Consider the following 26,764-nt stretch of genomic DNA (forward strand, 5'->3'; position numbering starts at 1 on the left):
TTAGATATTCTTGCCAGATAATTTATAATTTATACATTTACCCTATTTACATTTAAATTTTAATATATTTCCTCCTAAAATTAGGCTGAATATTTTTTCTATATGAACTTATGACATTTTTATTTTAAATCCATATAATGTATTATTATAATTTTTATTTTTGGATAAATTTTCATAATAGTTATACCTAAACTATAGACAAATCATAATTTTGTGTTAGAATTATGAACAGGTATACTAAATAATTAACGAAGGATGTGATTATTATAGTAATACAACAAATTATAATTTCATAAAAGCGCCAGAACTTAAGTGGATATAGTTAACTAGCTTTTAAATCATTTAATTAAACCAAAGGTTTGATTTTTTAAAGGAAACTCAGCTTACACTGAGTAAGTTCGATCAACCAAATCGAAGATTTGATTTTTTAAAGGAAACTCAGCTTATGCTGAGTAAGTTCGACCAACCAAATCGAAGATTTGGGGTCTCACTTAAGTTGACGAGGATGGGGAGTATCGAATTCTTCGGCGGGTGCCCCACGGTATCGCACTACCGTTAACGACTAGCAAAACTACAAAGTGATTTGTAGCACAATTCTAGTCTGGTGTTAAAACCTTCATTGTGTTTTTAAATGTCCTAGTACTAGTATACCCTTTTTAATACTGTCATTTAAAAATTACAATAAACTCTAAAAAATATTTTAATAATGGAAGGAAGATTATTTATTATGTGCGGAATAGTTGGATATGTAGGCAAAAGACAAGCGTCTAATCTATTAGTAGAAGGATTATCAAAATTAGAATACAGAGGATATGACTCTGCAGGTGTTGCAATTTTAAATGAAGGAATTAATGTTAGAAAATTCAAAGGTCGTTTAAATAATTTAGCATTAAGCTTAAAAGAAAAACCTGTTAATGGTCATATTGGAATTGGTCATACTAGATGGGCTACTCATGGTGAACCATCTGATGTAAATTCACATCCTCATACTACAGAAAATGCTACAATTAGTGTAGTTCATAATGGTATTATAGAAAATTATATGAAATTAAGAGAATGGTTATCTTCAAAGGGATATAAATTCTTTTCAGAAACAGATACAGAAGTTATACCAAACTTAATTGATTACTATTATAAAGATGATTTATTTGAAGCTGTAGTAAAAGCAACTTCTAAACTTGAAGGAAGCTTTGCTATTGGTGTAATAGCTAAAAATGAGCCAAATAAATTAATTGCTGTAAGAAAAGACAGTCCTCTTATAGTTGGTTTAGGTAAAGATGAAAGCTTTATTGCTTCAGATATACCTGCTGTTTTAAATCATACAAGAGATGTTTATCTTTTAGAAGATAAAGAGTTTGCCATACTAACTCCTAATGGTGTTGAACTTAGAAATGAAGATGGCGAAAAAATAGAAAAAGAAATTTATCATGTTACTTGGAATATTGATGCAGCTGAAAAAGGTGGTTTTGAGGATTTCATGTTAAAAGAAATTCATGAACAACCAAGAGCTGTTAAAGATACTTTAGCTAGTAAGATTGCTTTAGGAAAAGAAATTTCAATAGATAATATATCTTTCACAAAGGAACAATTAGAAAACTTTGATAGAGTTTATGTAGTTGCTTGTGGAACTGCTTATCATGCAGGTTTAGTTGGAAAAACAGTAATTGAAAAATTTGCTAAAATACCTGTTGAAATTGATATAGCATCAGAATTTAGATATAGAGAGCCAATGGTAACTAACAAAACATTAATAATTGTTGTATCTCAATCTGGTGAAACTGCTGATACCTTAGCTGTTTTAAGAGATAGTAAAAAACAAGGTGCAAGAGTTTTAGCTATAACAAACGTTGTAGGTTCATCTGTATCAAGAGAAGCTGATGATGTATTTTATACATTAGCTGGTCCTGAAATAGCAGTTGCTTCAACAAAGGCTTATGTTACTCAATTAGCTGCTTTTTATATCTTAGGTTTATATTTTGCTTCATTAAAAGAAACTATGACTAATGAAGAAATTGAAACAATTAAAGCAGAATTATTACAAATACCAAATAAAATTGATAAAGCATTAAAAATAAAAGATTCTCTTCAAAAATTTGCTTCAACTCATTATAATCACAAAGATATGTACTTCTTAGGAAGAGGTCTTGATTATGCAGTTGCAATGGAAGGATCTTTGAAACTTAAAGAAATATCTTATATACACTGTGATGCTTATGCTGGTGGAGAATTAAAACATGGACCTATAGCATTAATAGAAAAAAATACTGCAGTTATAACTTTATTAACTCAAGAATCATTAAAGGATAAAATGATTAGTAATGTAAGAGAAGTTTCTACAAGAGGTGGAAATATATTTGCAGTTGTAAATGAAGGAGATACAACTACTAAGGAAGTTGTTGATGATTTAGTTTATATTCCAAAAACTATTGATATATTAACTCCACTTATAAGTGTTGTTCCACTTCAATTAATTTCTTACTATGTTGCAAAACAAAAAGGTTGTGATGTTGATAAGCCAAGAAACCTTGCAAAATCAGTAACTGTAGAGTAATTAAAAAAAATGATATAAACAAAAAAGAATGATATTTCACAAAAATATCATTCTTTTTTATTAATTAACTAAATAATTCTTTTATTTCATCTGCATCTAAACTACTTAAGAATCCTCCATTAGTATAATTTCCATTCATTATTTCATTAATAATTTCTTTTTTACTTTCTTGAAGCTTAATTATTTTTTCTTCAATACTTCCCTTTGATATAAGTTTAATAACTTCAACAATATTTTTTTGCCCAAATCTGTGAGCTCTATCTGTTGCTTGATCTTCAATTGCCGGATTCCACCATGGATCAAAATGAATAACAACATCTGCAGAAGTTAAATTAAGTCCTGTACCTCCAGCTTTAAGTGAAATTAAAAACACCTTAACTTTATTTGAATTATTAAATTCATTTACTAATGAAACTCTCTCAGAAGCCTTTGTACTACCATCTAAATAAAAATATTCTATTCCTTCTGCGTCAAATATAGTTTTTATACTATCAAGAACAGATGTAAATTGTGAAAATAATAATATTTTATGATTGTTATTTATAAATTCATTTATTAAATCTACAGTAACATCAATCTTACCACTTCCCCCTATATACCCATCAACAAGTATTCCTGGGTCTAAAGCTAATTGTCTTAGCTTAGTCAAATAAGAAAAAATAGTTATCTTATCTTTAATTAGATCCTTTTCTTTCATCTTATTTTTGATATTATCTATATATGTCTTATAAACCTTCTTTTGTTCCTTAGTCATTTCTACTACATATCTTTTTTCTATTTTATCTGGTAATTCACTCATAACATCATTTTTCAATCTTCTAAGAATAAAAGGCTTTATATATTTTTTTAATTCAATAATTCCTTTTTCATTTTTAATAAATTTATCTTGAAATTTCTTCTTTGAATATAAATATCCTGGCATTATATAATCAAATAAAGACCATAACTCCATAAGATTATTTTCAATTGGAGTCCCTGTTAATGCAAACTTAACTTTTGCATTTAATTTTTTAACAACTTCACTACTTTGAGATAAAGAGTTTTTAATATTTTGAGCTTCATCAATTATACAATAATCAAAATTTATATCTTCATATAAATTATAATCATTTCTTAAGGTACCATAAGTTGTAAGTAATACATCATACTCCTTAATATATTCTTTTGTAAAAATTCTTTCTTCTTTATTTCCATGAATTATTTTAATATTTAAATTTGGTGCAAATTTTTCAAATTCACTTTTCCAGTTATATATTAATGATGTTGGGGTTACTATAACACTTTTCTTTCCTTTTTCAGATAATAAGAAGGTAATTGTTTGTAATGTTTTACCTAATCCCATTTCATCTGCCAATATTCCTCCAAATTCATAATAACTTAATGTTTTAAACCAATTAAATCCTGTTAATTGATAATCTCTAAGCTTAGCTTTTAAATCCTTAGGAACTTCGTAATTAATATCAGTTAAACTTTCTATTTTATTTGAAATATGTTCTACTATATTTTTACCATGTATAAAGGATAAACTGTTATCTTTTATACTCTCATTAATAAATACCGCCTTACTTTTATGTATTTTAATTTCATTAGATTTAATACTTGAATCCTCACTTAAATTATCTATTAAATTAAGTAATTTAATAACTTCCTTATCTTTTAAGTCTACAAAACTTTCATCTTTAAGCTTAAAAAATCTTCTATTATCCTTAAAAGCATTGATTATTTTCTTATATTCATTTTCATTTACATTTTCTATATTAAAAGAAAATTCTAAATAATTTCCTCTTCCTTCTGATATTTTTGCATTTAATGATGAAGCTCCATATACTCTTCTTTCTTTAAATCTCTCTGAATAATATATAGTAGCTTTTTCCTTTAATAAAGATAAATCATTTTTTAATAAATCAAATAATTTTTCATCATCTCCATTAAACATAAAAACATCTTTATTCCTATAAAATGAAAATTCATTTAATATTTTTTCTATTTCATTTTCTTCATTTAAATCTCTAATAACATATTCATTTTCTTTAACATTTTTTAATATATTAAAATTAACATTTCCATAAATAGCTTTAATTGTTGCCCATGTTTTCTTTCTATCTCTATCAAAATAAACTTCAAAACTTGGTTTTTCTTTTATAATATTTTTTGCTAAATTTTCATCTATATTTATTTCTTTACTTATAGTTTCAAATACAGGTATTACCTTATTAAATACTTCTTGCTTTTCTTTATTTTTAAATGTTATTGTTGGTTTTTTAGAAAAAATATCATTTATAAAATTATAATTTTTTATTTGCTTTTTATTTGGCAAATAAATTTTATTATTATAAAGATATACATCACCTTTATATGTTAACTTTATTGGCATATCTTCATTAGATGAAATTTTAATTTCTCCATCTTCTTCATTTATGTTAAATTCAATAGGCAAATCCTCTTTATATACCTCTGCATAAATACTATTAAGCCCTTGTGTAAACATAATAGTTTTATCATTTATATTATCAAAAAATCTTCTTAAAGCCGCTTGTGGTATAAATAAAGTTTTATTGTTTCCAAAAACATTTTTTGTTATTCTTTGAACTGAAAAACTTCTTTCAAATGGTTCATTTAATGATATGTATTCTTCTATAAAATTTAAAATATCCTCATCCTCTTCTGAAAAATAATGAACATTTGGATCATATGTAAATTCTTTTCCATATTTTAATAACTTTCCAAATTTTCTAGCCTCTATTAACTCCGCTATATTTTTAACCACATAATATTTTTTTATACCTATTTTTAAATCAATTTCATAATAATATTTATCTCTATTTACATCCCTTTGGGTTAAATTTATTTGTAAGCTTGCTTTTTCTTTGTCAGAAAGATTATTTTTATTTATTGTTCTTAGTAATATTTCTGAATAATCATTGCTATCATAAAGAGTTCTTATATTTTTTTTTGATTTATTATTACTTCTTTCTTTAACTTCTTCTTGAAATTTATAAAATGTAGCCCCTATATGCTTACAAATATATGTTGAATTAAAATCACAATTTTCTCCAAAGTCTGCACAATTACACTCAGTATAAATTAACTCATTATTTTTTAAGTCAAATGATAAATTTGTATTATATAAATTAAAATCACTTTCAGACATCACTTTCCCATAAATATCCAAAGAATCATACTCTTCATCTACTATTGATTTTATCTCAAGTACTAAGTCACCCTTAAAACATCTTAATCCCCTATAAAGACGATTATTAGAATCTTTTTTTATTATTAAAGCGTTTAATTGCGTAATATTCATACTAAGTCACCTCATCAAATGAACTATTCTATAATCTTTATTAAAAAAGTACTATCATTTATTTTACCATAATTTTAATAATATAATACATTTTTTAACCAAAAAAATGTATCAAAATATTTTTTTATAAATTATTTTGATACATTTTAATAAATTAAATTATTTGTTTATATGAGTCTTCTTTAAATCCAACTAAAATACCTTCTTCTGAAACTAATAAAGGTCTTTTTATAAGTTTTCCATCTGTTGCTAAAATCTTAATCATTTCTTCTTCATTCATTTCTTTTAGCTTATCTTTTAAATTCATTTCTCTATATAATATTCCTGAAGTGTTAAAGAATTTCTTAACATCTAAGCCACTTAATTTAATCCATTTTTTTAATTCCTCTTCATTTGGATTATTTAAAGTTATATCTCTATCTTCAAATTCAATATTATTATCAATTAAAAACTTCTTAGCCTTTTTACATGTTGTACATTTTGGATATTGAATAAATAATTTTTTCATATGCTTCTCCTTATATAGCTTTTTTTATAATTCTATCACATATATCTTATAATAGTAAATAATAGTATAATTATTTTATATTACTCTATTATTATTAATATTACATAACTGTATATACTATTAATAGTATATTTTAAATTTATTATTAATTAAAGGAGCTGTTTATCTTGGAATATTTAATAAACAATGAAGTATTGTTTAATATTATAAAGAATTTAGTAAATAATAGAAATTATACAGAAGCTGAAAATATATTATCATCTATAAAAGAGAAAAACTCTGACTATCATTACCTTTATGGATTAATTTTAAAGAAAAAGGCTTGGTTTGATGAATCATTATATCATTTAAAAAAAGCAGTAAATTTATCTCCTTCTAATGAATTATATAAAAATGAACTTATTTCATTAATGAGAAGACATAGACATTATGCAGATGATTATTATAACAATGGCTACAGAAGACGAAATCGTGGTTGTGCTTGCTGTTGCTGTGATGATTGTTGCTGTGATTGTGGAAATTTTAGTTGTTGTGATCTTATTTGTATGGATAAATGCTGCGAATGTATTGGTGGTGATTTAATAAGCTGCATTTAGGTTAATGAATCACTTATTTAACTTATTATGAATATATTATAATTGACTTTAATAATCTTTTTAAGGAGATTTAATATGAACCCTTATAAAGTACTAGGCATACGTCCTAATGCTTCTTTAGACGAAATTAAAACAGCTTATGAATCACTTGCAAATACCTATGATATAAGTAATTACCAAGGTTCTTCCGAAGAACCTCTTGCTGAAGATAAAATTTCTGAATTAAATACAGCTTATAATTCTTTAATCAACGAATATAAATATAAGGATATTCGTGATTTAATAGAAAACCAACAATTTTTATCAGCTGAAACTCAATTAAATTTAATTTCTGATAAATCTTCTGCTGAATGGAATTACCTTGAAGGTTTTGTTTTATTAAAAAAAGGATGGTTTAAAGCTGGAGTTAATCATGTAAAAATTGCTGCTGAACTTAATCCTGAAAATGAAGAGTATCAAGAAGCATTAATGGTTTTAGCTAAAAAAGTAAAACAAATGAAAACTAATTATGCTCGTACTATGCAAAATAATACTGCTGCAAATAATAACAATATGTGTGGCGGCACTGGCAGCAATCAAGCTAATATGTGCGGTGGGCAAAATTCTGGTGGCGGAATAGATCCTAATATATTAAATATGCTAATGAATAGTGGTGCTAATATGGGTGGTGCTAATCCTATGAATTCTGCTAATCCTATGAATTCTGCTAACCCTATGAATGGTAATATGAATGCTGCAAATAATCCTTTAAATAATATGGCTGGTATGGGTGGAAATCCAATGCAAAATATATTACTTCAAAGCCTTTTAAATGGCGGTGGAAACGGAATGAATATGTGTGGTAACGGTGGCGGAGGAATGTGTTAAACTTAATTAACTTAAACAAATACTTTAAAGCCCTTTAAAGGAGATTTTTAATGTTTGGTTATATCACACCTCTTAAAAGTGAACTTAAAGTTAAAGAATTTGAATACTTTAGGAGCTATTACTGTGGCTTATGTAATGAAATAAAAAATAAGTTTGGAAACATTCCACGATTTTGCTTAAATTATGATTTAACATTTATTGGTTTTTTATTAGATGGTTTGTTTAGTAATCAAATATTTATTAAACAAGTTAGATGTATTAAGCATGCCAATAAAAAAATTTTAATATTAACCGATACCACTGCTTTAGATTATTGTGCTAATTTAAGCATATTACTATTTGATTATAAACTAAAAGATAACATAGAAGATGACAAAAGTTTAAAAAGTAAGTTTTTTAAATTAATACTTTCTCCATCAACAAAAAAAAGTATTGTTAAATTGAACTCAATAGCCAATAAAATTTCAAACAATTTAATCTTAATTTCAAATTTAGAAAAAACAAAATCCCTTTCTTCATTAGATGAAATATCTCATCCATTTAGTGAAATAATGGGTTGTATTTTAAGTAATTTTCCTTATCCCTTTGAAGATGATAATAAAACCTTAAGGGAAAGTTTATATTATCTTGGTTATTTTATTGGTAAATGGATTTATTTAATTGATGCTCTTGATGATTTACAAGATGATACTAATACCAATAACTTTAATCCTTATCTAACTTTATTTAATAATAAAAATTTAAATATTGAATCTTTTCTTTCATCTTATATTGATGAAATAGAATTTTATATTTCAAACTGTATTATCAATTGCAGTGATATATTAAAAACCATACCTTTTAAAAAACATTTTTCTATTATTGATAATGTTATTAATTTAGGAATGTTAAATAAATATTATGAAGTTTTGAAAAAATACCCTTTTCTTAATGCAAAAAATACAAATACCAGTAGCAATTAATTACTACTGGTATTTGTATTTTTACTTATTATAAACTACAATTTCTCGTTTACTATCTTTTAATGGATTTCCATCGCTATCTAAATCATAAATTGATGTAACAGTAACTTTTTTTATGTCACCTTTTAAATCTTGTATGTTAGCTATAAAATAACTCTTTACCTTTTTATCTATTTTTTGTGGTTCCATTACTTCACTAGTAAATGTACCTTCTGAAGTTTCTACTATTATTTGTGCTTTATCATCTTCAGTTCCAAAAGTATATGTATTATTAGTATTATTATATAAATTTACACGGATTAATGCACCATTAAACATTACTCCTTCTTTTATCAATCTTAAATTTAATTGCTTATCTTCGTTTGCAGGAACATCAAACTCAACACAATCTATTATTCCATCTGGTGATATTGACCATCCATTTTCTTCTTTAATTAAAGCATATTCATAATCCTCATTAGTTTCTTCACCATTTATTACTGCACTTATATTTACTATAGCCTTTTTTAAATTATCATTTATATCTTCTATACTTTTTGTTGTTGATGAATTAATAATTACATCTTTTCTATTTGCTTTAATATTTTTTATTATTTGATTTGCATCATAACCTATATAATTTATATATGCATTAGAATACAATTTAACCATTTCTTCAACATTATTTTCTGAATTATATGTATTAAATAAATTTAATACTTCTTCTGCACTATTAGCCCTAACCATTTCTACTTTTTTATCGCATCCAGTAAGCATTGTAAAAACAATAGTTACTAAGCATAATAAAGTTAATAACTTTTTAAAATTCTTCATAATTAAAATCCTCACAATCGTAATTTCTCTAACTAAGTATACACCATACGACAGAAAATTTCACTAATATTTGCTTAACTTGGTATTTAAATTGTTTAATTTAAATAAATGATTATCATAATCCTTTACTACTCCATTAATATCATTTAATATGCTTTCTTCCATATTTTCATTTTCTTCTATGAATTTATTAGCATTTTTAATTCCCATATGCATTGCTTTTATAGCCTGTTCACATACTTCACTATCTGTATCAATAGGAATAAGGCTTAACTTTTCAAAAAATTCAGCAATATTTCCCCTTATCCCCAAAGAATCACTTGCATTTCCACCAAGCTGTTCAATTCTATGTGTAATTGCTTCTTCATGCCTTTTAAAAGATTCTATTATTTCTCTTAAACACTCCTTTAATTCTAAATTTTCAGCTTTATCTAAATAATCCTTAAATGTAACCCCACCCATATGAATACCAGTTAAAAATCTATTTAATTCTTTTACCACTTTATCTTTCATTTTATCACCTTTATTCTTTTTATATTATTTTATCCATTATTTAAAAATATTATTTATAAAAACATAATTCCAAATTTAAATATATACTATGTAAAATTAAAGCTATTTTTTAAACTATTATGAAAGTTATACCTAAAAATTAAACTTATTCAAAATAAAGTAATTATATTTTGAATTATCATACTTAAATCCAATATTAATAATAATACTAAAAATAAAAAGATATAGGCTAAAAACTTTTTAATTTGTTAATAACCTATATCTAACTTACCATTTAAAATATTTACTAATCTAAATCTTTAATATAAAAACCTTTATTATATATTTCTTTATCATATTTAATTTCAAGGTTTTGACATGCTCTTACATCTTTTTTGTTAACAACAAAGCTAATTCCATCTATTATGACTTCTTCATCTTCTTCGCCTTTGAAATCAGCATATATATCATATGCAGGTCTACCACAGCCATAAAAAACCTTAATTTTTATATAATTTTCTGAGCTATTTTTTATTAACTCACTTAAAGCTTCTTTTGCTTTTATATCAAAAGTAAATTTCATCTCATTTCCTCCTAAGTATTTTATACCATTTTAATCTTAATTTATATTTCCTAAATTAAACTCTTTATGAAGTAATCTTATTGCTTCTTTAACCTTTGAAGTATAAATTAAACACCAGATTGTCATATTTGAATCCGTTGTTTGCAATACCTCAATTTCATTACTTATAAGAGTATTTATTATACTTGCCATAACGCCAGGAACACCATTCATTCCAGCACCAACTATAGCAATTGTACTACATCCCTCAATAATGCTATATTTAATTCCTGCTTTATTCATAATTTCATTAAGCTTTTCCTTTTCTGATGCATCTATTGTAAACATTTGATGCTCTGGAAAAATATTAATTAAATCTAAGCTAATATGATTTTTAGCAAGTAATTTTAATAAACTTCTATAAGATTTACTATCTCTATTTTCAGATAATCTTACCCTAACTTGTATTCTATTATTTAAATGTGTAATTCCTGAAATTAATCTCTTTTCTTCTTCAGAAACATTACTCTTTATTACAGTTCCTTTGCACTCACTCATTGTATTTTTTATTACTAATGGTACATTTCCCCTCTTAGCTATCTCAACAGCCTTAGGATGTATTACCTTAGCTCCATGATCTGCTAATTGAAATACTTCATTATAAGTCATTTCATTTATAAGAGAAGCATCTTCAACTACTCTTGGATCAGCAGTCATAATTCCATCTACATCTGTATATATTGCTATTTCTTTAGCTTTTAAAGCAACACCTAATATACATGCAGAAGTATCACTTCCACCTCTTCCTAATGTTGTAAAGAATCCATTTTCCGTTACACCTTGAAATCCTGTTATAACTGGTACTTTTCCTGATTCAACTATTTTCATTATATTAGTAGTATCAACTTTAATAGATTGAGCGTCAGTAAAATTACTATTAGTTATTATCCCTGCTTGCCCTCCAGTTAATGGAACAGCAGTTATTCCATGCTTATATAAATCATTACACATTACTACTGAACTTATTATTTCTCCACAGCACATTAGTAAATCTTGAGCAGCTTTATTATTTTCTTTAAAGTTACCATCAACAAGTGATAATAAGGTATCTGTTGCATAAGGTTCTCCAGCTCTTCCCATTGCAGATACAACAACAACAGGCTTTAATCCACTTTCAATTGCCTTACTTATTTTTTTTATTACTTGTTTTCTTCTTTCTTCTGTTGATACAGATGTTCCTCCGAACTTTTGCACTATAATATCCAAGGAAATTTCCCCCTTAAGTTTTTTAAGCTCTCGCTCTCTTTATCTTTCCTTCCTCGGCAGAGATTACTATGACATTAGTTCCAACTTTTGTTACACATTCCCATGGTATTTCAACATATTCCTTACTACCAAAAAAACTAAACTTACCTGTACTAATACCAACAACCAGGAACTTAATATTTCCTTCTTCATCTATTATAAAGTCAATATTTGAAGCACTATCGTACTTTTCTGCACTTTCAAGATTAAAAATCTCATACCTTTCTAAGTCACTTAAACTTCTTATTGAACTTTCAGGTTTTTTTTCATAATACTCAAAATCCTTCATAATAATTACCTCCCTACTACACATAATATTATGCATAGTTATAGTAATATATTACTTTTATAAAAATATTATAAGACTTTAAGTTACTTAGTTTTACATATTTAATATATCAACTATATTTAAAACTTACAATAAAAACTTTTTATCAATACTATTTTTATAAGCCACTTTAGAATTTTCTAAAATTGAATTTAATTTATCAGTTTCTACTCCTTGACCTACAAAGGCAGTACTTATTATTCCTGGCTTAAAACATCTCTCCAATACATAGCTTATGTCATGCTTATCTATTTTGTTAATTCTGTTAATTACATCTTCTTGAGTTTTTATTTTATTTTGTAATAAAACACATTTTGCATTAGCAAACATTCTTGAAGATGTACTTTCTAATCCTAGTATATAGTTGGCTTTAATTTTTTCTTTATTAATTTCTAATAATTCATCACTAATTCCTTCTTTAGCAAACTTTTGTAATTGTTCATTAATTACGCTTATTGCCTTGTCAGCATATTTATTGCTTAATCCAGTATATATATTCATTGTTCCAACCCCTAAGTAAGGTTGCATGTATGAGTATATGCTATAACATAAACCTAATTCTTCTCTAACCTTTTGGAAAAGTATTGATGATGCACCACCACCAAATATATTATTTAATAATACTAATGAATATGCTTTATCATCTGCATATGCTAACCCATTTAATCCTAAGTTAATATGAACTTGTTCAATTTGTTTTTCACAATATTTACTATCACTATTTAATATAACACTTTCATATGTTGGATTATAAACATTATCCTTGCTCCACTTTCCAAAATATTCTTCAATAAGTTTTTTTAGTTCTTTTTCATCAAACTTACCGCATATACTTAATACAGAATTATAAGGTGTATAATGGGTTTTAATATAATCTTTTATTTTTTTTCTATTAAAAGACTTAATTTTATCAGCTGTTCCTAATATAGGATAAGCTAATGAATTATTGCCAAATATAGCTTCGGAATGTATTTCGTCTAAAACATCTTCAGGGCTATCCTGACTCATATTTATTTCCTCTATTACTACACCTTGTTCCTTTTTTATTTCTTCCTCATCAAATTTAGAATTTAAAAGCATATCAGAAATTACATCTAAACATAAATCCACATGAGTATTTAAGGCTTTAATATAATAACAAGTTGTTTCTTTACTTGTATATGCATTTATTTGCCCACCTATATTTTCTATTTCTTGTACTATTTCTTTAGCATTTCTTTTATCTGTTCCTTTAAAAAACATATGCTCTATGAAATGTGAAATACCATTTTCATCTTTAGTTTCATTTCTTGATCCATTTTGAACCATAATCCCTACACTTATAGAATTAACATGTTCAATATATTCAGTTACTACTCTTAATCCATTATCTAGCGTATATAAATTAAACATACTTACCTCCATTTTTATAAGTTTGATTTTAGTTTATTTTAATCTTATCATATTTATTCTATATAGTAAAAAAAAGAGAATTTTAATTAATTCTCTTTTACTATTTCAATTATTCAGTTGGTTCATCTTGTGGAAGAGCATCTTTTCTTGAAAGATTTATCCTTCCTTGTGAATCAATATCAGTAACCTTAACTAAAATTTCATCTCCTACAGATACAACATCTTCAACCTTTTCTACTCTATTCTTATCAAGTTTAGAAATGTGGCAAAGACCTTCTTTATTAGGTAATATTTCTATAAATGCTCCAAATGCAGCTATTTTAGTAACCTTTCCTAAATAAACTTCTCCTGCTTCAACTTCTTTAGTTAAACTTTCAATAATTCTTATTGCTTCATTTACTCCATCATGATCTGTTGAAGAAACAAATACTGTACCATCTTCCTTAATATCTATTTTAACTCCAGTGTCAGCTATTATTTTATTAATAACTTTTCCACCAGCGCCTATTACATCTCTAATTTTTTCTGGATCTATTGAAATAGTAGATGTCTTTGGTGCAAACTTAGATACTTCTTTCTTTGGTTCTGGAATACATTCATTTATTTTATCTAAAATGTGTAATCTTGCTTTTCTTGCATTTTTAATTGCTGTTTCAATAACATTAAAGCTTAATCCCTTAATTTTAGTATCAACTTGAATAGAAGTTATACCTTCAGTTGTTCCAGCTACCTTAAAGTCCATATCTCCAAAGAAGTCTTCAATTCCTTGAATATCAGTTAAAACTTCTTCTTCTTTTAAATCTTCTGAAGTTATAAGTCCCATTGCAATACCTGCTGCTGGTCTCTTTATTGGAACACCTGCATCTAATAATGCTAAAGTAGATCCACAAACAGATGCTTGTGAAGTAGATCCATTTGAACTTAATACTTCTGAAACAAGTCTAATAGTATATGGGAATTCTTCTTCTGAAGGAATCAATGGTTCTAAAGCTCTTTCTGCTAAAGCACCATGACCAATTTCCCTTCTTCCTGGTCCTCTTAATGGTTTTACTTCTCCTACAGAATATGCAGGAAAATTGTAGTGATGCATATATCTCTTAGATTCTGCTTCACCAATACCATCTATTATTTGTATATCACCAACTGCTCCTAATGTTGCAACAGTCATAACTTGAGTTAATCCTCTTGTAAATAATCCTGTTCCATGAGTTCTTGGTAATAAATCAACTTCGCAAGAAATCTTTCTTATTTCATCAAAAGCTCTACCATCAGGTCTTCTTTTGTGATTTAAAAGCATATCTCTTACTACTTCTTTTTGCATATTATATACAATTTCTTTTATATCAGCTAAATTATCTGGATATTTTTCAGTAAATTCTTCAGCTATTTTATCGTTTACTACATCCATAGCTGCATTTCTTTCATCTTTATCTGTAATCCACATAGCTTCTTTAATCATTTCACCTGCAAATTCTTGTATATCCTTTGCAAGTTCTTCACTTGGCTTATATAAAACAGGTTCATCTTTCTTTTTACCAAACTTAGCCATTGCCTCTTCTTGGAATGCAACTATTTCTTGACATTTTTCAAAACCATATTCTATTGCACCTATCATTACATCTTCAGGTATTTCATCTCCACCTGCTTCAATCATCATAACTCTATCTTTTGTTGCACAAACAGTTAATTGAAGAATACTTTCTTCTCTTTCTTTAGATGTTGGATTTAATACATAATTACCATCGATTAAACCAATTTGCACTGCTGCAACTGGTGTAGTGAAAGGAATACTTGAGATTGATAATGCCATTGATGCTGCATTAATTGCTAGAATTTCTGGTAAATTGTCTTGCTCTACTGATACAACTGTACAAACCACTTGAACATCATTTCTATATCCTTTTGGGAATAATGGTCTTAATGGTCTATCTACAGCTCTTCCAAAAAGAATTGCATTTTCTGAAGGTCTACCTTCTCTTTTTATAAATCCGCCTGGTATTTTACCTACAGCATATAATCTTTCTTCATATTCAACACTTAGAGGGAAGAAATCAATCCCATCTCTTGGTTTTTCTGACGCATTAACATTAGTTAAAATAACTGTATCTCCATAGCTCATAAAAATGGCTGCATTTGATAACATTCCAACTTTACCATACTCAACCTTCATAGTTCTACCAGCTATATTTTTTTCTAGTACATTAGTCATTTAATAACCTCCCTTCAGGTTTTACAGTTCTTCAAATTTAATTTTTTTAAAATAATAGAGCGGATAAAACCCGCTCTATAAAGACTATCTTCTTAATCCTAATTGTGCTATTATAGTTCTGTATCTTTCGATATCTTGTGCAGCTAAGTAATTTAAAAGACCTCTTCTTTGTCCAACCATCATTAAAAGACCTCTTCTTGAGTGGTGGTCTTTTTTGTGAACTTTTAAGTGTCCAGTTAATGAGTTGATTCTTTCAGTTAAAAGAGCGATTTGAACTTCTGGTGAACCAGTATCTCCTTCATGTCTTCCGTATTGTTTGATTAATTCTTGCTTTCTTATTGCGTCCATATTGACACCTCCAGTAATATTATCCCCTATTTCCAGGAAAAGAGAAATCACCCTCAAATCTTAGAAGTAGGTTCTTCATGAAATATTATAGCAAAGTACGTCTATCTTGTAAACATAATTTATAATTTTAAATCTATTTAGAATATATTATCTAATAATTTAATTTTATAAATTTTTTTGACAAATTGCTATATTTTTAGTTTCCACATATTTTTTATCTTTTTTTAATTGATTAACTAATTCATCAATATTATTAAATTTTATTTCATCTCTTATTTTATCAATAAAATAAAGCTTAATTTCTTTATTATATATATTTTCATTAAAATCTAAAATATAAGTTTCTATTGTTAAGTCTATCCCATTTACTGTAGGATTATTCCCTACAGAAGTCATTCCCTTAAAAATTTCTTCATTTATTTCAACATTAGTGTAATAAACTCCTTTTTTAGGAATAACTTTTGAACCTTTAACTTGTAAGTTAGCTGTTGGAAAACCTATTGTTCTACCTAATTTTTTACCATCTACTACTTTTCCTAAAAGCATATATGGTCTTGATAACATTTCACATGCCTTTTTTACATTACCTTCTAATAATTGAGTTCTAATATAAGTAGAACTTATTATTTCATTTTCAAACATACAAGGTTTTATAATATATAATTTATAATTATATTTTTGTTGAAGCTTTTCTAAAAGTTCTACATTACCTAAATTTTTATAACCAAACTTAAAATTAAATCCAACAACAATTCCTTTAATCTTATAAGTTTCACAAAGCCACTTTATAAAATCCTCTGGCATCATTTTCATAACTTCATTATCAAAATTTTTAAAAGCTAATATATCTATATTTTCTTTTTCTAAAACTTTAATTTTTTCATCATTATTCATTATTAATTTAATATCAGAATTAGGATTTATAAATTTTTTTGGATGATTTTTAAATGTAAAAACTATAGATAAACCATTATTTTGTTTAGCTAATTTTTTAACTTTTTCTACTAATGATAAATGTCCTAAATGTAAACCATCAAAACTACCTAAAGCTATATAATTATTTTTACTTTCATTCTCAAGAATGTTATTATCATATATCAGCATTACTTTTCTCCTATGTGATTAATAACTTCTCTATCTTAAACCCTGCATCATTTCTTTCTCCAAGGCCTATAAAGTTATTTTCATCATCATATACTCTATATAATTTATTATTTATAACTTTATCTTTAGTAAATCTACCATCTGCAACTCTTACACCATTAACCAACAATTTAACATATTTTTTATTAACAATTATTTTATCATATTTTTCAAGAGCTTCTTCCATAGATAAAATATAATCATTTATATTTTCTTTAGTTAACTCATTTATATTAATTGACTTTTCTTGTGAAAAAACTGAAGTCTTAGCTCTATTTAATTGCGTCATAGTTGCAAAAACTCCTAGTTTTTCTCCTATATCATAACATAAACTTCTTATATAAGTACCTTTAGAACAAGTAACTTTCATTGAAATATATGGATTATTAATTTTAATATCTTCTAAATTATAAATATTAACTAATCTTCCCTTTCTTTCAACTTCTATTCCCTTTCTTGCTAACTCATAAAGTCTAACTCCATTTTGCTTTAAAGCTGAATACATTGGAGGTATTTGAGAATACTCTCCTTTAAAACTATTAATAGCATTTAATATTTCTTCTTCTGTTAAATGTGAAGGATCTCTTTCTTCTAACACTTCACCTTCTAAATCATAGGTAGTTGTCCTAATTCCAAGCTTTAAAGTTACTTCATAAACCTTTTCAGAATCCATAATATAATCTATTATCTTAGTTGCTTTTCCTATGCAAATAGGCAACACCCCTGTTGCTTCTGGATCTAAAGTTCCTGTATGACCAACTTTTCCAGTTCCTGCTACCTTTTTTACAACTCTAACAGCATCAAAAGATGACATTCCCTTTGGTTTAAAAATATTTAAAACACCATTCATGTCTTACAACTCTTTCTGTATTTCATTTAATATTTCATATTTAGCTTCTTCCATTGATATATTTTTAATTTTTATACCTGAAGCTCTTACATGGCCTCCACCGCCAAAAATTTCAGCTATTTTTCTTACATCAACATAGCTTTTAGCTCTTAAGCTTGCCTTAACTCCATCTTCAACTTCTTTGATTAATAACGTTACTTCAACGCCTTTAATTTGAAGTCCATAAGAAATTATATCTGATGTATCACCTATATCATCTACACCTAAGTCTTTAGTAAAATCTTTATCTATTTCTAATAATGCAACTTTTCCATTTAAGATTAATTGCATACTACTTAAAGCTTTTCCTATAATTTTTATTCTGCTAAAATCTTTATTATCAAAAAGATTTTGATATATATTTGTATTATCAACACCAATTTTCTTTAATTTTGCAGATATATCATGTGTTCTTTCAGTAACATTTGAATGTCTATATGCACCTGTATCTGTAACTATTGAAGTATATATACATGTTCCTATTTCCCTTAAAGTATTGCTATTTTCATTATCAAAATCAATACCCATTTTTACTAATAATTCAAAGACTATTTCAGCTGTAGCTGCTGCTTTTGAATCAATGTAATTAATATCTCCATACTTATCATTTGTAATATGATGATCTATATTTATTATTGTACCAGTGAATTCATTTAAATTTGCACTTACTCTTTCTAAATTTCCACAGTCTAATACTATTACTACATCAGTATCAATAGTAGGTTCTACTATTTCACTAGTAATTTCCTCAGAGTCCTTTAAAAACTTTAAATTATCCGATAATTTATCCTTTGATATTACATAGCAATCTTTATTTAAACTTTTTAATCCATTAATAAGTGCAAGGACACTACCTACAGCATCACCATCAGGTGATACATGATAGGTAATGCCTATTTTCTTGCTCTTTAAAATATATTCTGCAATTTGACTTAATGTCATATTACTTGTCTTTTACCCTTTGAATTAATTCTTCAATATGCATTCCATAATTAATTGAATCATCAAGTTCAAATATAATTTGAGGATTATATCTTAAATTAATTCTTTGACCTATTTCTTTTCTTATATATCCACTAGCATTCTTTAAAGCAACAAATGTATTGTTCTTTTCTTCATCATTCTTTCCAAATATACTTACAAATACTTTTGCATATCTTAAATCCCTTGTTACCTTAACATCAGTAACTGATACCATAGCAGTAAGTCTAGGATCTTTGATTTCATTTTGTATTATATTACTGACTTCTCTTTTTACTTCTTCGTTTATTCTTCCGCCTCTATAGTTAGCCATTTAAAACACCTCTTAAAGCTCTTTTCTTTTTATAGCTTCCATTGTAAATGATTCTATAACGTCGCCTTCTTTAAGATCATTAAACTTTTCTACACTTAAACCACATTCATAACCTTTAGCTACTTCTTTAGCATCATCTTTAAATCTCTTTAATGAAGCTAATGTTGATTCAAATATAACAATACCATCTCTAATAACTCTAATTTCAGAATTTCTAACTATCTTACCATCAGTAACATAGCACCCTGCTATAGTACCAACATTTGAAATCTTGTAAGTCATTCTTACTTCAGCTTTACCATTTACAACTTCTTTATATTCTGGTTCAAGCATACCAATCATAGCTGATTTAACATCTTCAATTGCATCATAGATTATTCTATATGTCTTTATTTCAATATTTTCTTTTTCAGCTTGAACTGTAGCATTACCATCTGGTCTTACGTTAAATCCAATTACTAATGCATTTGAAGCAGCAGCAAGTGTAACGTCTGTTTCTGTTATTGCTCCAACAGCACCATGGATAACTCTAACCTTAACATCATCAGTAGATAATTTTTCTAATGATTGTCTTATTGCTTCAACTGAACCTTGAACGTCAGCTTTAACAACTATAGCTAATTCCTTAACTTTACCTTCTTGGATTTGGCTATATAAATCTTCTAAAGATACTCTGTTTGAAGCTTGATGACTATCAGCTTTGATTTTTTGCTTTCTTAATTCAGCCATATTTCTTGCTGTTTTTTCATCTTTACAAACTATAAATCTGTCACCAGCAGCTGGAACTTCTGAAAGACCTAAGATTTCAACTGGAATAGATGGTCCAGCACTCTTAATTTTCTTTCCTCTATCATCAAACATAGCCCTTATTCTACCATAAGTAGAACCAACTAAAATTGAATCTCCAACATTTAATGTTCCATTTTGGATAAGTAAAGAAGCAACAGAACCTCTACCTTTATCAAGTTTAGCTTCTATAACTGTTCCTTTAGCTTTTCTGTTTGGATCTGCTGTTAACTCTTGCATTTCTGCAGTTAATAAAACCATTTCTAATAAGCTTTCTAAGTTTTCACCAGTCTTAGCTGAAACTGGAACACATATAGTATCTCCACCCCAGTCTTCTGAAACTAAACCATGTTCAGTTAATTCCTGTTTAACTCTATCAATGTTTGCTCCAGGTCTATCAATCTTATTGATTGCAACTATCATAGGAACATTAGCAGCTTTACAGTGGTTTATAGCTTCTTTAGTTTGTGGCATTATACCATCATCAGCAGCAACAACTAATATTACTATATCAGTAACTTGAGCTCCTCTTGCTCTCATTGCTGTAAATGCTTCGTGTCCAGGAGTATCTAAGAATGTTATTTTTTCTCCATTTAATGATACTGTATATGCACCTATATGTTGAGTGATTCCTCCAGCTTCGCTAGCAGTAACTTTTGCATGTCTTATAGCATCTAAAAGTGAAGTCTTACCATGGTCAACATGCCCCATAATTGTAACTATTGGAGGTCTCTTAACTAAGTTTTCTTCAACTACATCTGTATCTTCTTCAAAAGCTTCTAATTCAACTTCATTTTCTTTTTTCTCAACTAAAACTTCATACTTTTCACAAAGTTTTTCAGCTGTAGCAAAATCTATTTCTTGGTTTACACCAGCCATAACACCTAAGAATATTAAATTCTTAATAACATCATTTGCAGGCTTACCAAGCTTTTCACATAATTCTTTAACTGTTATTGTATCACCAATTTCAATTACTCCACATGCAGCTTCAGCATTTTGCTCTGCTTGTTCTTTTTCTAATTCTTTTTTATTTTTCTTCTTTCTTTTTACACCTTTGTTAAGTGATTCAGCTAATTCATCTTCATATTCATCTACGAGACTTTTCTTTCCTTCTGATTCACTAGACGTATCTCCTAATAATTCCTTTATAAGTGTAGCATCCTCATCTTCTATTACACTCATATGATTTTTCACTTCAACGCCAAACTCTTCCATTAATAAATTTATTAAATTTTTTGAGCTTACATTTAACTCTTTTGCCAATTCATATACTCTGATTTTTGACAATAAAATCACCCCCGGTTAATTTCTTCCTTCTTCATTTTGGTATAAGGCTATTAGTTTTTGAGCCATATTTTTATCTAACACAGCTAAAACTTTTACTTCCTCTCTTCCAATTGGGCTTCCTAGTTGTTCTTTTGAAAAGTCTTCTATAATCGGAATTCCCTTTTCAGCACAGTGATTTTTAAATTTCTTTCTTGTACTATTTGAAGCATCATCACTTAATATAACAAGATGAAATTTCACTTTGTTTCTTTGTTCATCACATTTGCTGTATCCTTCAACTAAATTTCCTGATCTTTTAGCAAGACCTAAAAAATTAAAAAACTTATTCATTAACTATCTCATCCCTTAATTTGTTGTATATTTCTTCATCTATTGCAACATCAAGGTTTCTACTTAATCTTTTAGCTTTAAAAGCTTTTTCTAAGCATTCTATATTTTTACAAATATAAGCACCTCTTCCTGCTTTTTTACCAGTTAAATCAACAGAAACATCACCATCTTGGCTCTTAACAACTCTTATAAGTTCCTTTTTAGGTTTCATTTCCATACATCCAGTACACATTCTTAAAGGTATTTTTTTTACTTTCATAAAAAATCCCCCTATTCTTCTACAATTTCTGTTGCTTCTGCTTCTGCTTGTGATTTGCTTTTTATGTCTATTTTCCAATTAGTTAATTTTGCAGCTAATCTTACGTTTTGTCCTTCCTTACCAATAGCAAGTGATAATTGACTATCATCAACAATTACTTTTGCTGATTTTTTATCTTCATCAACAGTTACACTTAAAACTTTTGCTGGACTTAAAGAATTTTCTATAAATTCCTCTGGGTTCTTACTCCACTTAATTATGTCTATTTTTTCACCCTTAAGTTCATTTACTATATTTTGAACTCTTGCACCCTTAGGTCCAACACATGCACCCATTGGATCAACATTTTCATCATGAGAAACTACTGCTATCTTACTTCTTGAACCAGCTTCTCTAGAAATACTCTTTATTTCTACTACACCTTCATATATTTCAGGAACTTCTAATTCAAATAATCTCTTAACTAATCCTGGATGTGTTCTAGAAACTATAATTTGAGCTCCCTTTGAAGTATTTTTAACTTCAACAACATATAATTTAATTTTTTCATTAAATTTATATTTTTCTCTAGGAATTTGTTCATTTGGTCCTATTGCAGTTTCAAGTTTTCCAATGTTAACAAAAACATTTCCTTTATCTTCTCTTAAAACTGTTCCAGTGATAATATCATATTCTTTTTCTTTATATTCACCATATATGATACTTCTTTCAGCTTCTCTTATTCTTTGAGTAACTACACCCTTAGCAAGTTGAGCTGCAACTCTTCCAAAGTTCTTTGGAGTAACTTCAAAGTCAACAACATCATCTAAATCATAAGTAGGCTTTATTTCTTGAGCTTCTTCTAAACCTATTTCTGTAACATTATCAAAAACTTCTTCTACTACAACCTTTTGAGAGTAAACATGTATTTCACCTGTTTCCCTATCAATTGTTACCTTTACATTTTGTGCAGATGATGTTGGTCCAGCATAATTTTTCTTATATGCAGCAACTAATGCATCTTCTATTGTTGTGAATAATAAATCTTCACTAATACCTTTATCTTTTACTATTTCTTTAAGAGCACCTATAAACTCTTGGTTCATCTTAAATACCCTCCTTACTATATTTCCCCTTCAATATTTACAGACTTGATTTTATCTTTTGGTATATTAATTAATTGGTCTGCTTCAACAACTATACTATCTTCATTAACTTCTTTTAAAATACCTTTAATATTTTTCTTTCCATCAACAGATTTGGTAAACTTAACCATTACTTCTCTTCCTATAAATCTTTTATAGTGTTCTTCTGTAAATAATGTTCTGTTTAATCCTGGTGATGATACTTCTAAGAAGTAAGGATCTTTAATTGGGTCTTTTTCATCCATAAGATCACTAACTCTTCTTGAAAGAGCTTCACAATCACTTAAAGTGATGCCGCCATCTTTTTCTATATATATTCTTAAATATAATTCTCCATTTTCCTTAACATATTCTACATGATATATATCATAGTTAAGTTCATCAGCTATTGGCTTTACCATTTCGTAAATTTCATTAACTAAGGCATCATTTTTCATAATTATCCTCCTTTGCAATATTCAATTTTTAAGTAATTTAAAAAATATATATGTAAAAACGCAACTAAAAAAGTAGTTGCGTTCAAATAGAAAGAGCGGGAACCTGCCCCACTCTATACTTCCTAGCTATTAGTAAATTACTTCTTTATACATACTAACATACTTTACTAATAAAAACAAGGGGCTAAGCAACTTTTACGTTCCCCATTTTAAACTTACCCTAAATATAATGTTTTTATTCAATAAGCTTTATAATATGTAATATTTATAACTTTTTTATTTTAACTTTTATATAATTTCATTAAATTATCAAAAGCCTTTAAGGATTTTTCAACTTTTTCATAAGATATACAATAAGATAATCTAAAATAACCTGGACATCCAAATGTACTTCCTGGCACAGCTAAAATATTAAATTTCTTTGCATCTTCGCAAAACTTAACATCATTATCAATTGGTGATTTAGGGAACAAATAAAAAGTCCCTTCTGGCTTCATACATTCAAATCCTATTTGAATTAAATGATTATATAATAAGTCTCTATTTTTTTTGTAAATATTAGAATCAACTTCTAAATTTAAACTTTCTTTTATTACCCTTTGAAATAATGATGGTGCATTAACAAACCCTAAAATCCTGTTTGCTATATTTAATGATGCTACCATTTCTTTAAATTCTTTTATTTTTGAATTAACAACAACATAACCAATTCTTTCACCTGGTAAAGACAATGATTTACTATAAGAATATCCAATAAAAGAATTATCATAATAATTTAAAATAAAAGGAACTTTTGCATTATCATATATAATTTCTCTATATGGTTCATCAGAAATTAAATATATTTGACTTCCTAATTCCTCTTCTTTCATTTTTAAAATTTTTGACATTTTAATTATAGTATTTTCATTATATATAACACCACTTGGATTATTAGGTGAATTTATAATTATAGCTTTTGTTTTTGATGTTATTTCTTTTTCTAACTCTTTTAAATTGGGCTGAAAACTCTTTGTATCAGCTGAAATAATCTTAATTTTTCCATCAAAATTATTTACATAATTTATATATTCACCAAAAAAAGGCGCAAATATAATCACTTCATCACCTGGGTTTAAAATACTTTTTAAAATAATATTTAATCCCCCTGCAGCTCCACATGTCATTACTATATTTTCATAATTTAACTTAGTATTATATTTTACATTTATATTTTCAGCTATACCTTCTCTAACATCCTCATATCCTGAATTATTCATATATCCATGTAATTTATTTGGATTTTCTTCATTAAGAATTTTAATTATTATATCTTTTATTTCACTAGGTGCTTCTATATTAGGATTACCTATGCTATAATCAAAAACATTTTCTTCACCATAAATTTCTGAAAGTCTTTTTCCCTCTTCAAACATTGCTCTAATTACAGAGCTATTTGAAACCATAGTTTTCATTTTGTTAGAAATCATATATTAGCCCCCTATATTAATTTAATTTATTTTTAATAATACCTATTGCTACACCTAAAATACTTACTTCTTTTCCTTCTAAATAAATTTCACTATATTTAGGATTCGCAGGAACTAACATAGGAGAATCCCCATTTAATTTTAAAGTTTTAAGTGTGGCTTCCCCATTTAAACTTGCAGCAACAATTTCATTGTTTAATGCAGTATTTTGCTTCTTTATAACTACCATATCTCCATCATTGATGTTTTTTTCAATCATACTATCACCTTTAACATGAAGTATAAATGTATCTTTTCCTCTTTCTATCCAACTTTTTGGCAATGGGAACTTTTCTATTACCTCATCATTCATTTCAATAGGAGTTCCTGCTGCAATGTCACTATAAACATTTACGTCTATTAATTCATCTTCAGAAAATACTATATTATCCTCTAAATAAATTTCCTTTTTAGATGATCCATTATCTAAATTAAAATCAACAATATTTTTATATTTTAAATTTACATATTCAAATTTATCTATAAATTTATTTTCTATTATATTATTTAATTTTTCTTCTTTATTAAATTCTTTCTTTAAGCTAAAGCTCTTTCCTTTAAAATCTGCACCAAGAGTTTTAAGCCTTCTTCCTTTAATCATCCAACAATTATAGCTATTTTTTATTTCATTATTTAAAATAAATGCAAATGAAGAATGAGCATTATTTGAATAAACACTTTTTGCAAATTCTATTTCTCCCTTAGTTAGGGCTTCTACATTATCTAAAACTACATGAGTGTATTTATCATTTATAATTTTACTGTATTTAATTGCAAATATAGTTTCATCATATTTATCATAAGATTCATAATTTCTTAATAAATTTGTATATACTTCCATCAATGTATATATTGCTTTTCTTGTAAATGAATTTTTAACACACCTAAATTTTCTTGCTTTTCTTTCAGTAATTTCATATTCTTCTTTTGAAAAATTACATGATTTAATCCATAAAATCTCATCGTATAGTTCTTCAATAGAAATTCGTTTTAAAACTTTAGATTTCTTTAAAAATTCATTTAAATTTTTTATAAATTCTTCATGTTTTAAAAATTCAATTCCCTTTTCAAAAGATATTAATTTTAAATTTTTATTTTTATATTTTAAATATTTATTAGAATATTTTTCAATTAATACTTTTATTGAATTAAAACTTACTCTCTTTTCATTTAATGAAAATAAAGAATAAAATTCTTCTTTTTTGCTTATATTTTTATATAATCTTTCATTTTCCCTAGCTTTATCATGCTCTAAAGAAATATATAATATTTTATCATTATTATATATACAATAATTATTTTCTAAATTTATAACTCTATACAAAGCTGTTAATGTCTTTCCTGTTAATGATTTTCCTTTCATCAATGAAAAGCCCATATTTTTATTTTTTATAAATCTATCTTGTACTTTAGTTAATTTCATTTTCCCACCTACTGTTACTTTCCATTATTATAAAGAAAAACCCC

The 26,764-nt window shown here is 26.7% G+C and carries 25 protein-coding genes; 4 read left to right on the plus strand and 21 right to left on the minus strand.

Annotated features, from left to right (window positions below; translation table 11 throughout):
• Positions 1 to 727: 727 nt before the first annotated feature.
• Complete coding sequence (gene glmS, locus ACUN06_RS07945) at positions 728 to 2,551, plus strand: glutamine--fructose-6-phosphate transaminase (isomerizing) (protein ID WP_449389594.1); 1,824 nt, start codon at positions 728 to 730, stop codon at positions 2,549 to 2,551.
• Between the two features lie 64 nt (positions 2,552 to 2,615).
• On the opposite strand, the gene ACUN06_RS07950 is transcribed toward glmS, so the two are convergent.
• Both ACUN06_RS07950 and ACUN06_RS07955 read right to left on the minus strand, forming a co-directional pair.
• Complete coding sequence (locus ACUN06_RS07950; protein ID WP_449389595.1) at positions 2,616 to 5,855, minus strand: DEAD/DEAH box helicase; 3,240 nt, start codon at positions 5,853 to 5,855, stop codon at positions 2,616 to 2,618.
• Between the two features lie 154 nt (positions 5,856 to 6,009).
• Positions 6,010 to 6,363, minus strand: coding sequence for a Spx/MgsR family RNA polymerase-binding regulatory protein (locus ACUN06_RS07955; RefSeq protein ID WP_449389596.1), 354 nt, complete (start codon positions 6,361 to 6,363; stop codon positions 6,010 to 6,012).
• 167 nt (positions 6,364 to 6,530) lie between these two features.
• On the opposite strand from ACUN06_RS07955, the gene ACUN06_RS07960 reads away from it, so the two are divergent.
• From ACUN06_RS07960 to ACUN06_RS07970, 3 genes are all read left to right on the plus strand, one after another.
• Positions 6,531 to 6,959, plus strand: coding sequence for a tetratricopeptide repeat protein (locus ACUN06_RS07960; RefSeq protein WP_449389597.1), 429 nt, complete (start codon positions 6,531 to 6,533; stop codon positions 6,957 to 6,959).
• Between the two features lie 75 nt (positions 6,960 to 7,034).
• A complete protein-coding gene (locus ACUN06_RS07965) occupies positions 7,035 to 7,826 on the plus strand; it encodes a J domain-containing protein (protein ID WP_301953393.1) in 792 nt (263 codons plus the stop codon).
• Positions 7,827 to 7,876: 50 nt separating this feature from the next.
• On the plus strand, positions 7,877 to 8,788 hold the full coding sequence (locus ACUN06_RS07970) for a DUF5685 family protein (protein ID WP_449389598.1): 912 nt from the start codon (positions 7,877 to 7,879) through the stop codon (positions 8,786 to 8,788).
• Positions 8,789 to 8,809: 21 nt separating this feature from the next.
• Here ACUN06_RS07970 and ACUN06_RS07975 read toward each other — a convergent pair whose 3' ends face one another.
• The 19 genes from ACUN06_RS07975 to ACUN06_RS08065 form a co-directional block, all read right to left on the minus strand.
• Positions 8,810 to 9,601 carry a hypothetical protein gene (locus ACUN06_RS07975; RefSeq protein ID WP_449389599.1) on the minus strand — a complete coding sequence of 264 codons (792 nt, stop codon included), beginning with the start codon at positions 9,599 to 9,601 and terminating at the stop codon, positions 8,810 to 8,812.
• Positions 9,602 to 9,664: 63 nt separating this feature from the next.
• Positions 9,665 to 10,114 carry a DUF2383 domain-containing protein gene (locus ACUN06_RS07980; RefSeq protein ID WP_449389600.1) on the minus strand — a complete coding sequence of 150 codons (450 nt, stop codon included), beginning with the start codon at positions 10,112 to 10,114 and terminating at the stop codon, positions 9,665 to 9,667.
• 286 nt (positions 10,115 to 10,400) lie between these two features.
• Positions 10,401 to 10,676 (minus strand): hypothetical protein, encoded by a 276-nt coding sequence (locus ACUN06_RS07985; protein WP_449389601.1) that lies wholly within the window; start codon positions 10,674 to 10,676, stop codon positions 10,401 to 10,403.
• A gap of 36 nt (positions 10,677 to 10,712) precedes the next feature.
• A complete protein-coding gene (gene dapG / locus ACUN06_RS07990; RefSeq protein WP_291731866.1) occupies positions 10,713 to 11,921 on the minus strand; it encodes an aspartate kinase in 1,209 nt (402 codons plus the stop codon).
• Between the two features lie 22 nt (positions 11,922 to 11,943).
• Complete coding sequence (locus tag ACUN06_RS07995; protein WP_294124559.1) at positions 11,944 to 12,249, minus strand: YlmC/YmxH family sporulation protein; 306 nt, start codon at positions 12,247 to 12,249, stop codon at positions 11,944 to 11,946.
• A gap of 126 nt (positions 12,250 to 12,375) precedes the next feature.
• Positions 12,376 to 13,680: a M16 family metallopeptidase gene (locus ACUN06_RS08000; RefSeq protein WP_294161325.1), complete on the minus strand. Its 1,305-nt coding sequence runs from the start codon at positions 13,678 to 13,680 to the stop codon at positions 12,376 to 12,378.
• Positions 13,681 to 13,789: 109 nt separating this feature from the next.
• Positions 13,790 to 15,889, minus strand: a complete 2,100-nt coding sequence (locus ACUN06_RS08005; protein ID WP_291731860.1) for a polyribonucleotide nucleotidyltransferase — start codon at positions 15,887 to 15,889, stop codon at positions 13,790 to 13,792.
• An 84-nt stretch (positions 15,890 to 15,973) separates the two neighbouring features.
• Positions 15,974 to 16,237 carry a 30S ribosomal protein S15 gene (gene rpsO, locus ACUN06_RS08010; RefSeq protein ID WP_291731857.1) on the minus strand — a complete coding sequence of 88 codons (264 nt, stop codon included), beginning with the start codon at positions 16,235 to 16,237 and terminating at the stop codon, positions 15,974 to 15,976.
• A gap of 165 nt (positions 16,238 to 16,402) precedes the next feature.
• Positions 16,403 to 17,341, minus strand: a complete 939-nt coding sequence (locus ACUN06_RS08015; protein ID WP_291731855.1) for a bifunctional riboflavin kinase/FAD synthetase — start codon at positions 17,339 to 17,341, stop codon at positions 16,403 to 16,405.
• A gap of 10 nt (positions 17,342 to 17,351) precedes the next feature.
• On the minus strand, positions 17,352 to 18,230 hold the full coding sequence (gene truB / locus ACUN06_RS08020; protein ID WP_294367525.1) for a tRNA pseudouridine(55) synthase TruB: 879 nt from the start codon (positions 18,228 to 18,230) through the stop codon (positions 17,352 to 17,354).
• Positions 18,231 to 18,233: 3 nt separating this feature from the next.
• Positions 18,234 to 19,211: a DHH family phosphoesterase gene (locus tag ACUN06_RS08025; protein ID WP_291731848.1), complete on the minus strand. Its 978-nt coding sequence runs from the start codon at positions 19,209 to 19,211 to the stop codon at positions 18,234 to 18,236.
• A gap of 1 nt (position 19,212) precedes the next feature.
• Positions 19,213 to 19,563, minus strand: coding sequence for a 30S ribosome-binding factor RbfA (gene rbfA, locus ACUN06_RS08030; protein ID WP_291731845.1), 351 nt, complete (start codon positions 19,561 to 19,563; stop codon positions 19,213 to 19,215).
• A gap of 12 nt (positions 19,564 to 19,575) precedes the next feature.
• The gene (gene infB / locus ACUN06_RS08035; protein ID WP_291731843.1) at positions 19,576 to 21,639 is read right to left on the minus strand and encodes a translation initiation factor IF-2; all 2,064 of its coding nucleotides are present in this window, start codon (positions 21,637 to 21,639) and stop codon (positions 19,576 to 19,578) included.
• Between the two features lie 15 nt (positions 21,640 to 21,654).
• Positions 21,655 to 21,969 (minus strand): ribosomal L7Ae/L30e/S12e/Gadd45 family protein, encoded by a 315-nt coding sequence (locus ACUN06_RS08040; RefSeq protein ID WP_291731841.1) that lies wholly within the window; start codon positions 21,967 to 21,969, stop codon positions 21,655 to 21,657.
• On the minus strand, positions 21,962 to 22,228 hold the full coding sequence (rnpM, locus tag ACUN06_RS08045; protein ID WP_291731839.1) for an RNase P modulator RnpM: 267 nt from the start codon (positions 22,226 to 22,228) through the stop codon (positions 21,962 to 21,964). The genes ACUN06_RS08040 and rnpM overlap by 8 nt, the downstream gene beginning before the upstream one ends.
• Before the next feature lie 11 nt (positions 22,229 to 22,239).
• Complete coding sequence (gene nusA / locus ACUN06_RS08050; protein WP_291731837.1) at positions 22,240 to 23,313, minus strand: transcription termination factor NusA; 1,074 nt, start codon at positions 23,311 to 23,313, stop codon at positions 22,240 to 22,242.
• A gap of 17 nt (positions 23,314 to 23,330) precedes the next feature.
• Positions 23,331 to 23,789, minus strand: coding sequence for a ribosome maturation factor RimP (rimP, locus tag ACUN06_RS08055; protein WP_291731835.1), 459 nt, complete (start codon positions 23,787 to 23,789; stop codon positions 23,331 to 23,333).
• A gap of 281 nt (positions 23,790 to 24,070) precedes the next feature.
• Positions 24,071 to 25,258: a pyridoxal phosphate-dependent aminotransferase gene (locus ACUN06_RS08060; RefSeq protein WP_291731833.1), complete on the minus strand. Its 1,188-nt coding sequence runs from the start codon at positions 25,256 to 25,258 to the stop codon at positions 24,071 to 24,073.
• Between the two features lie 16 nt (positions 25,259 to 25,274).
• Positions 25,275 to 26,720, minus strand: coding sequence for a LexA family protein (locus ACUN06_RS08065; RefSeq protein ID WP_449389602.1), 1,446 nt, complete (start codon positions 26,718 to 26,720; stop codon positions 25,275 to 25,277).
• Positions 26,721 to 26,764 lie beyond the last annotated feature (44 nt).

The organism is Clostridium sp. ETTB3, assembly GCF_053571985.1.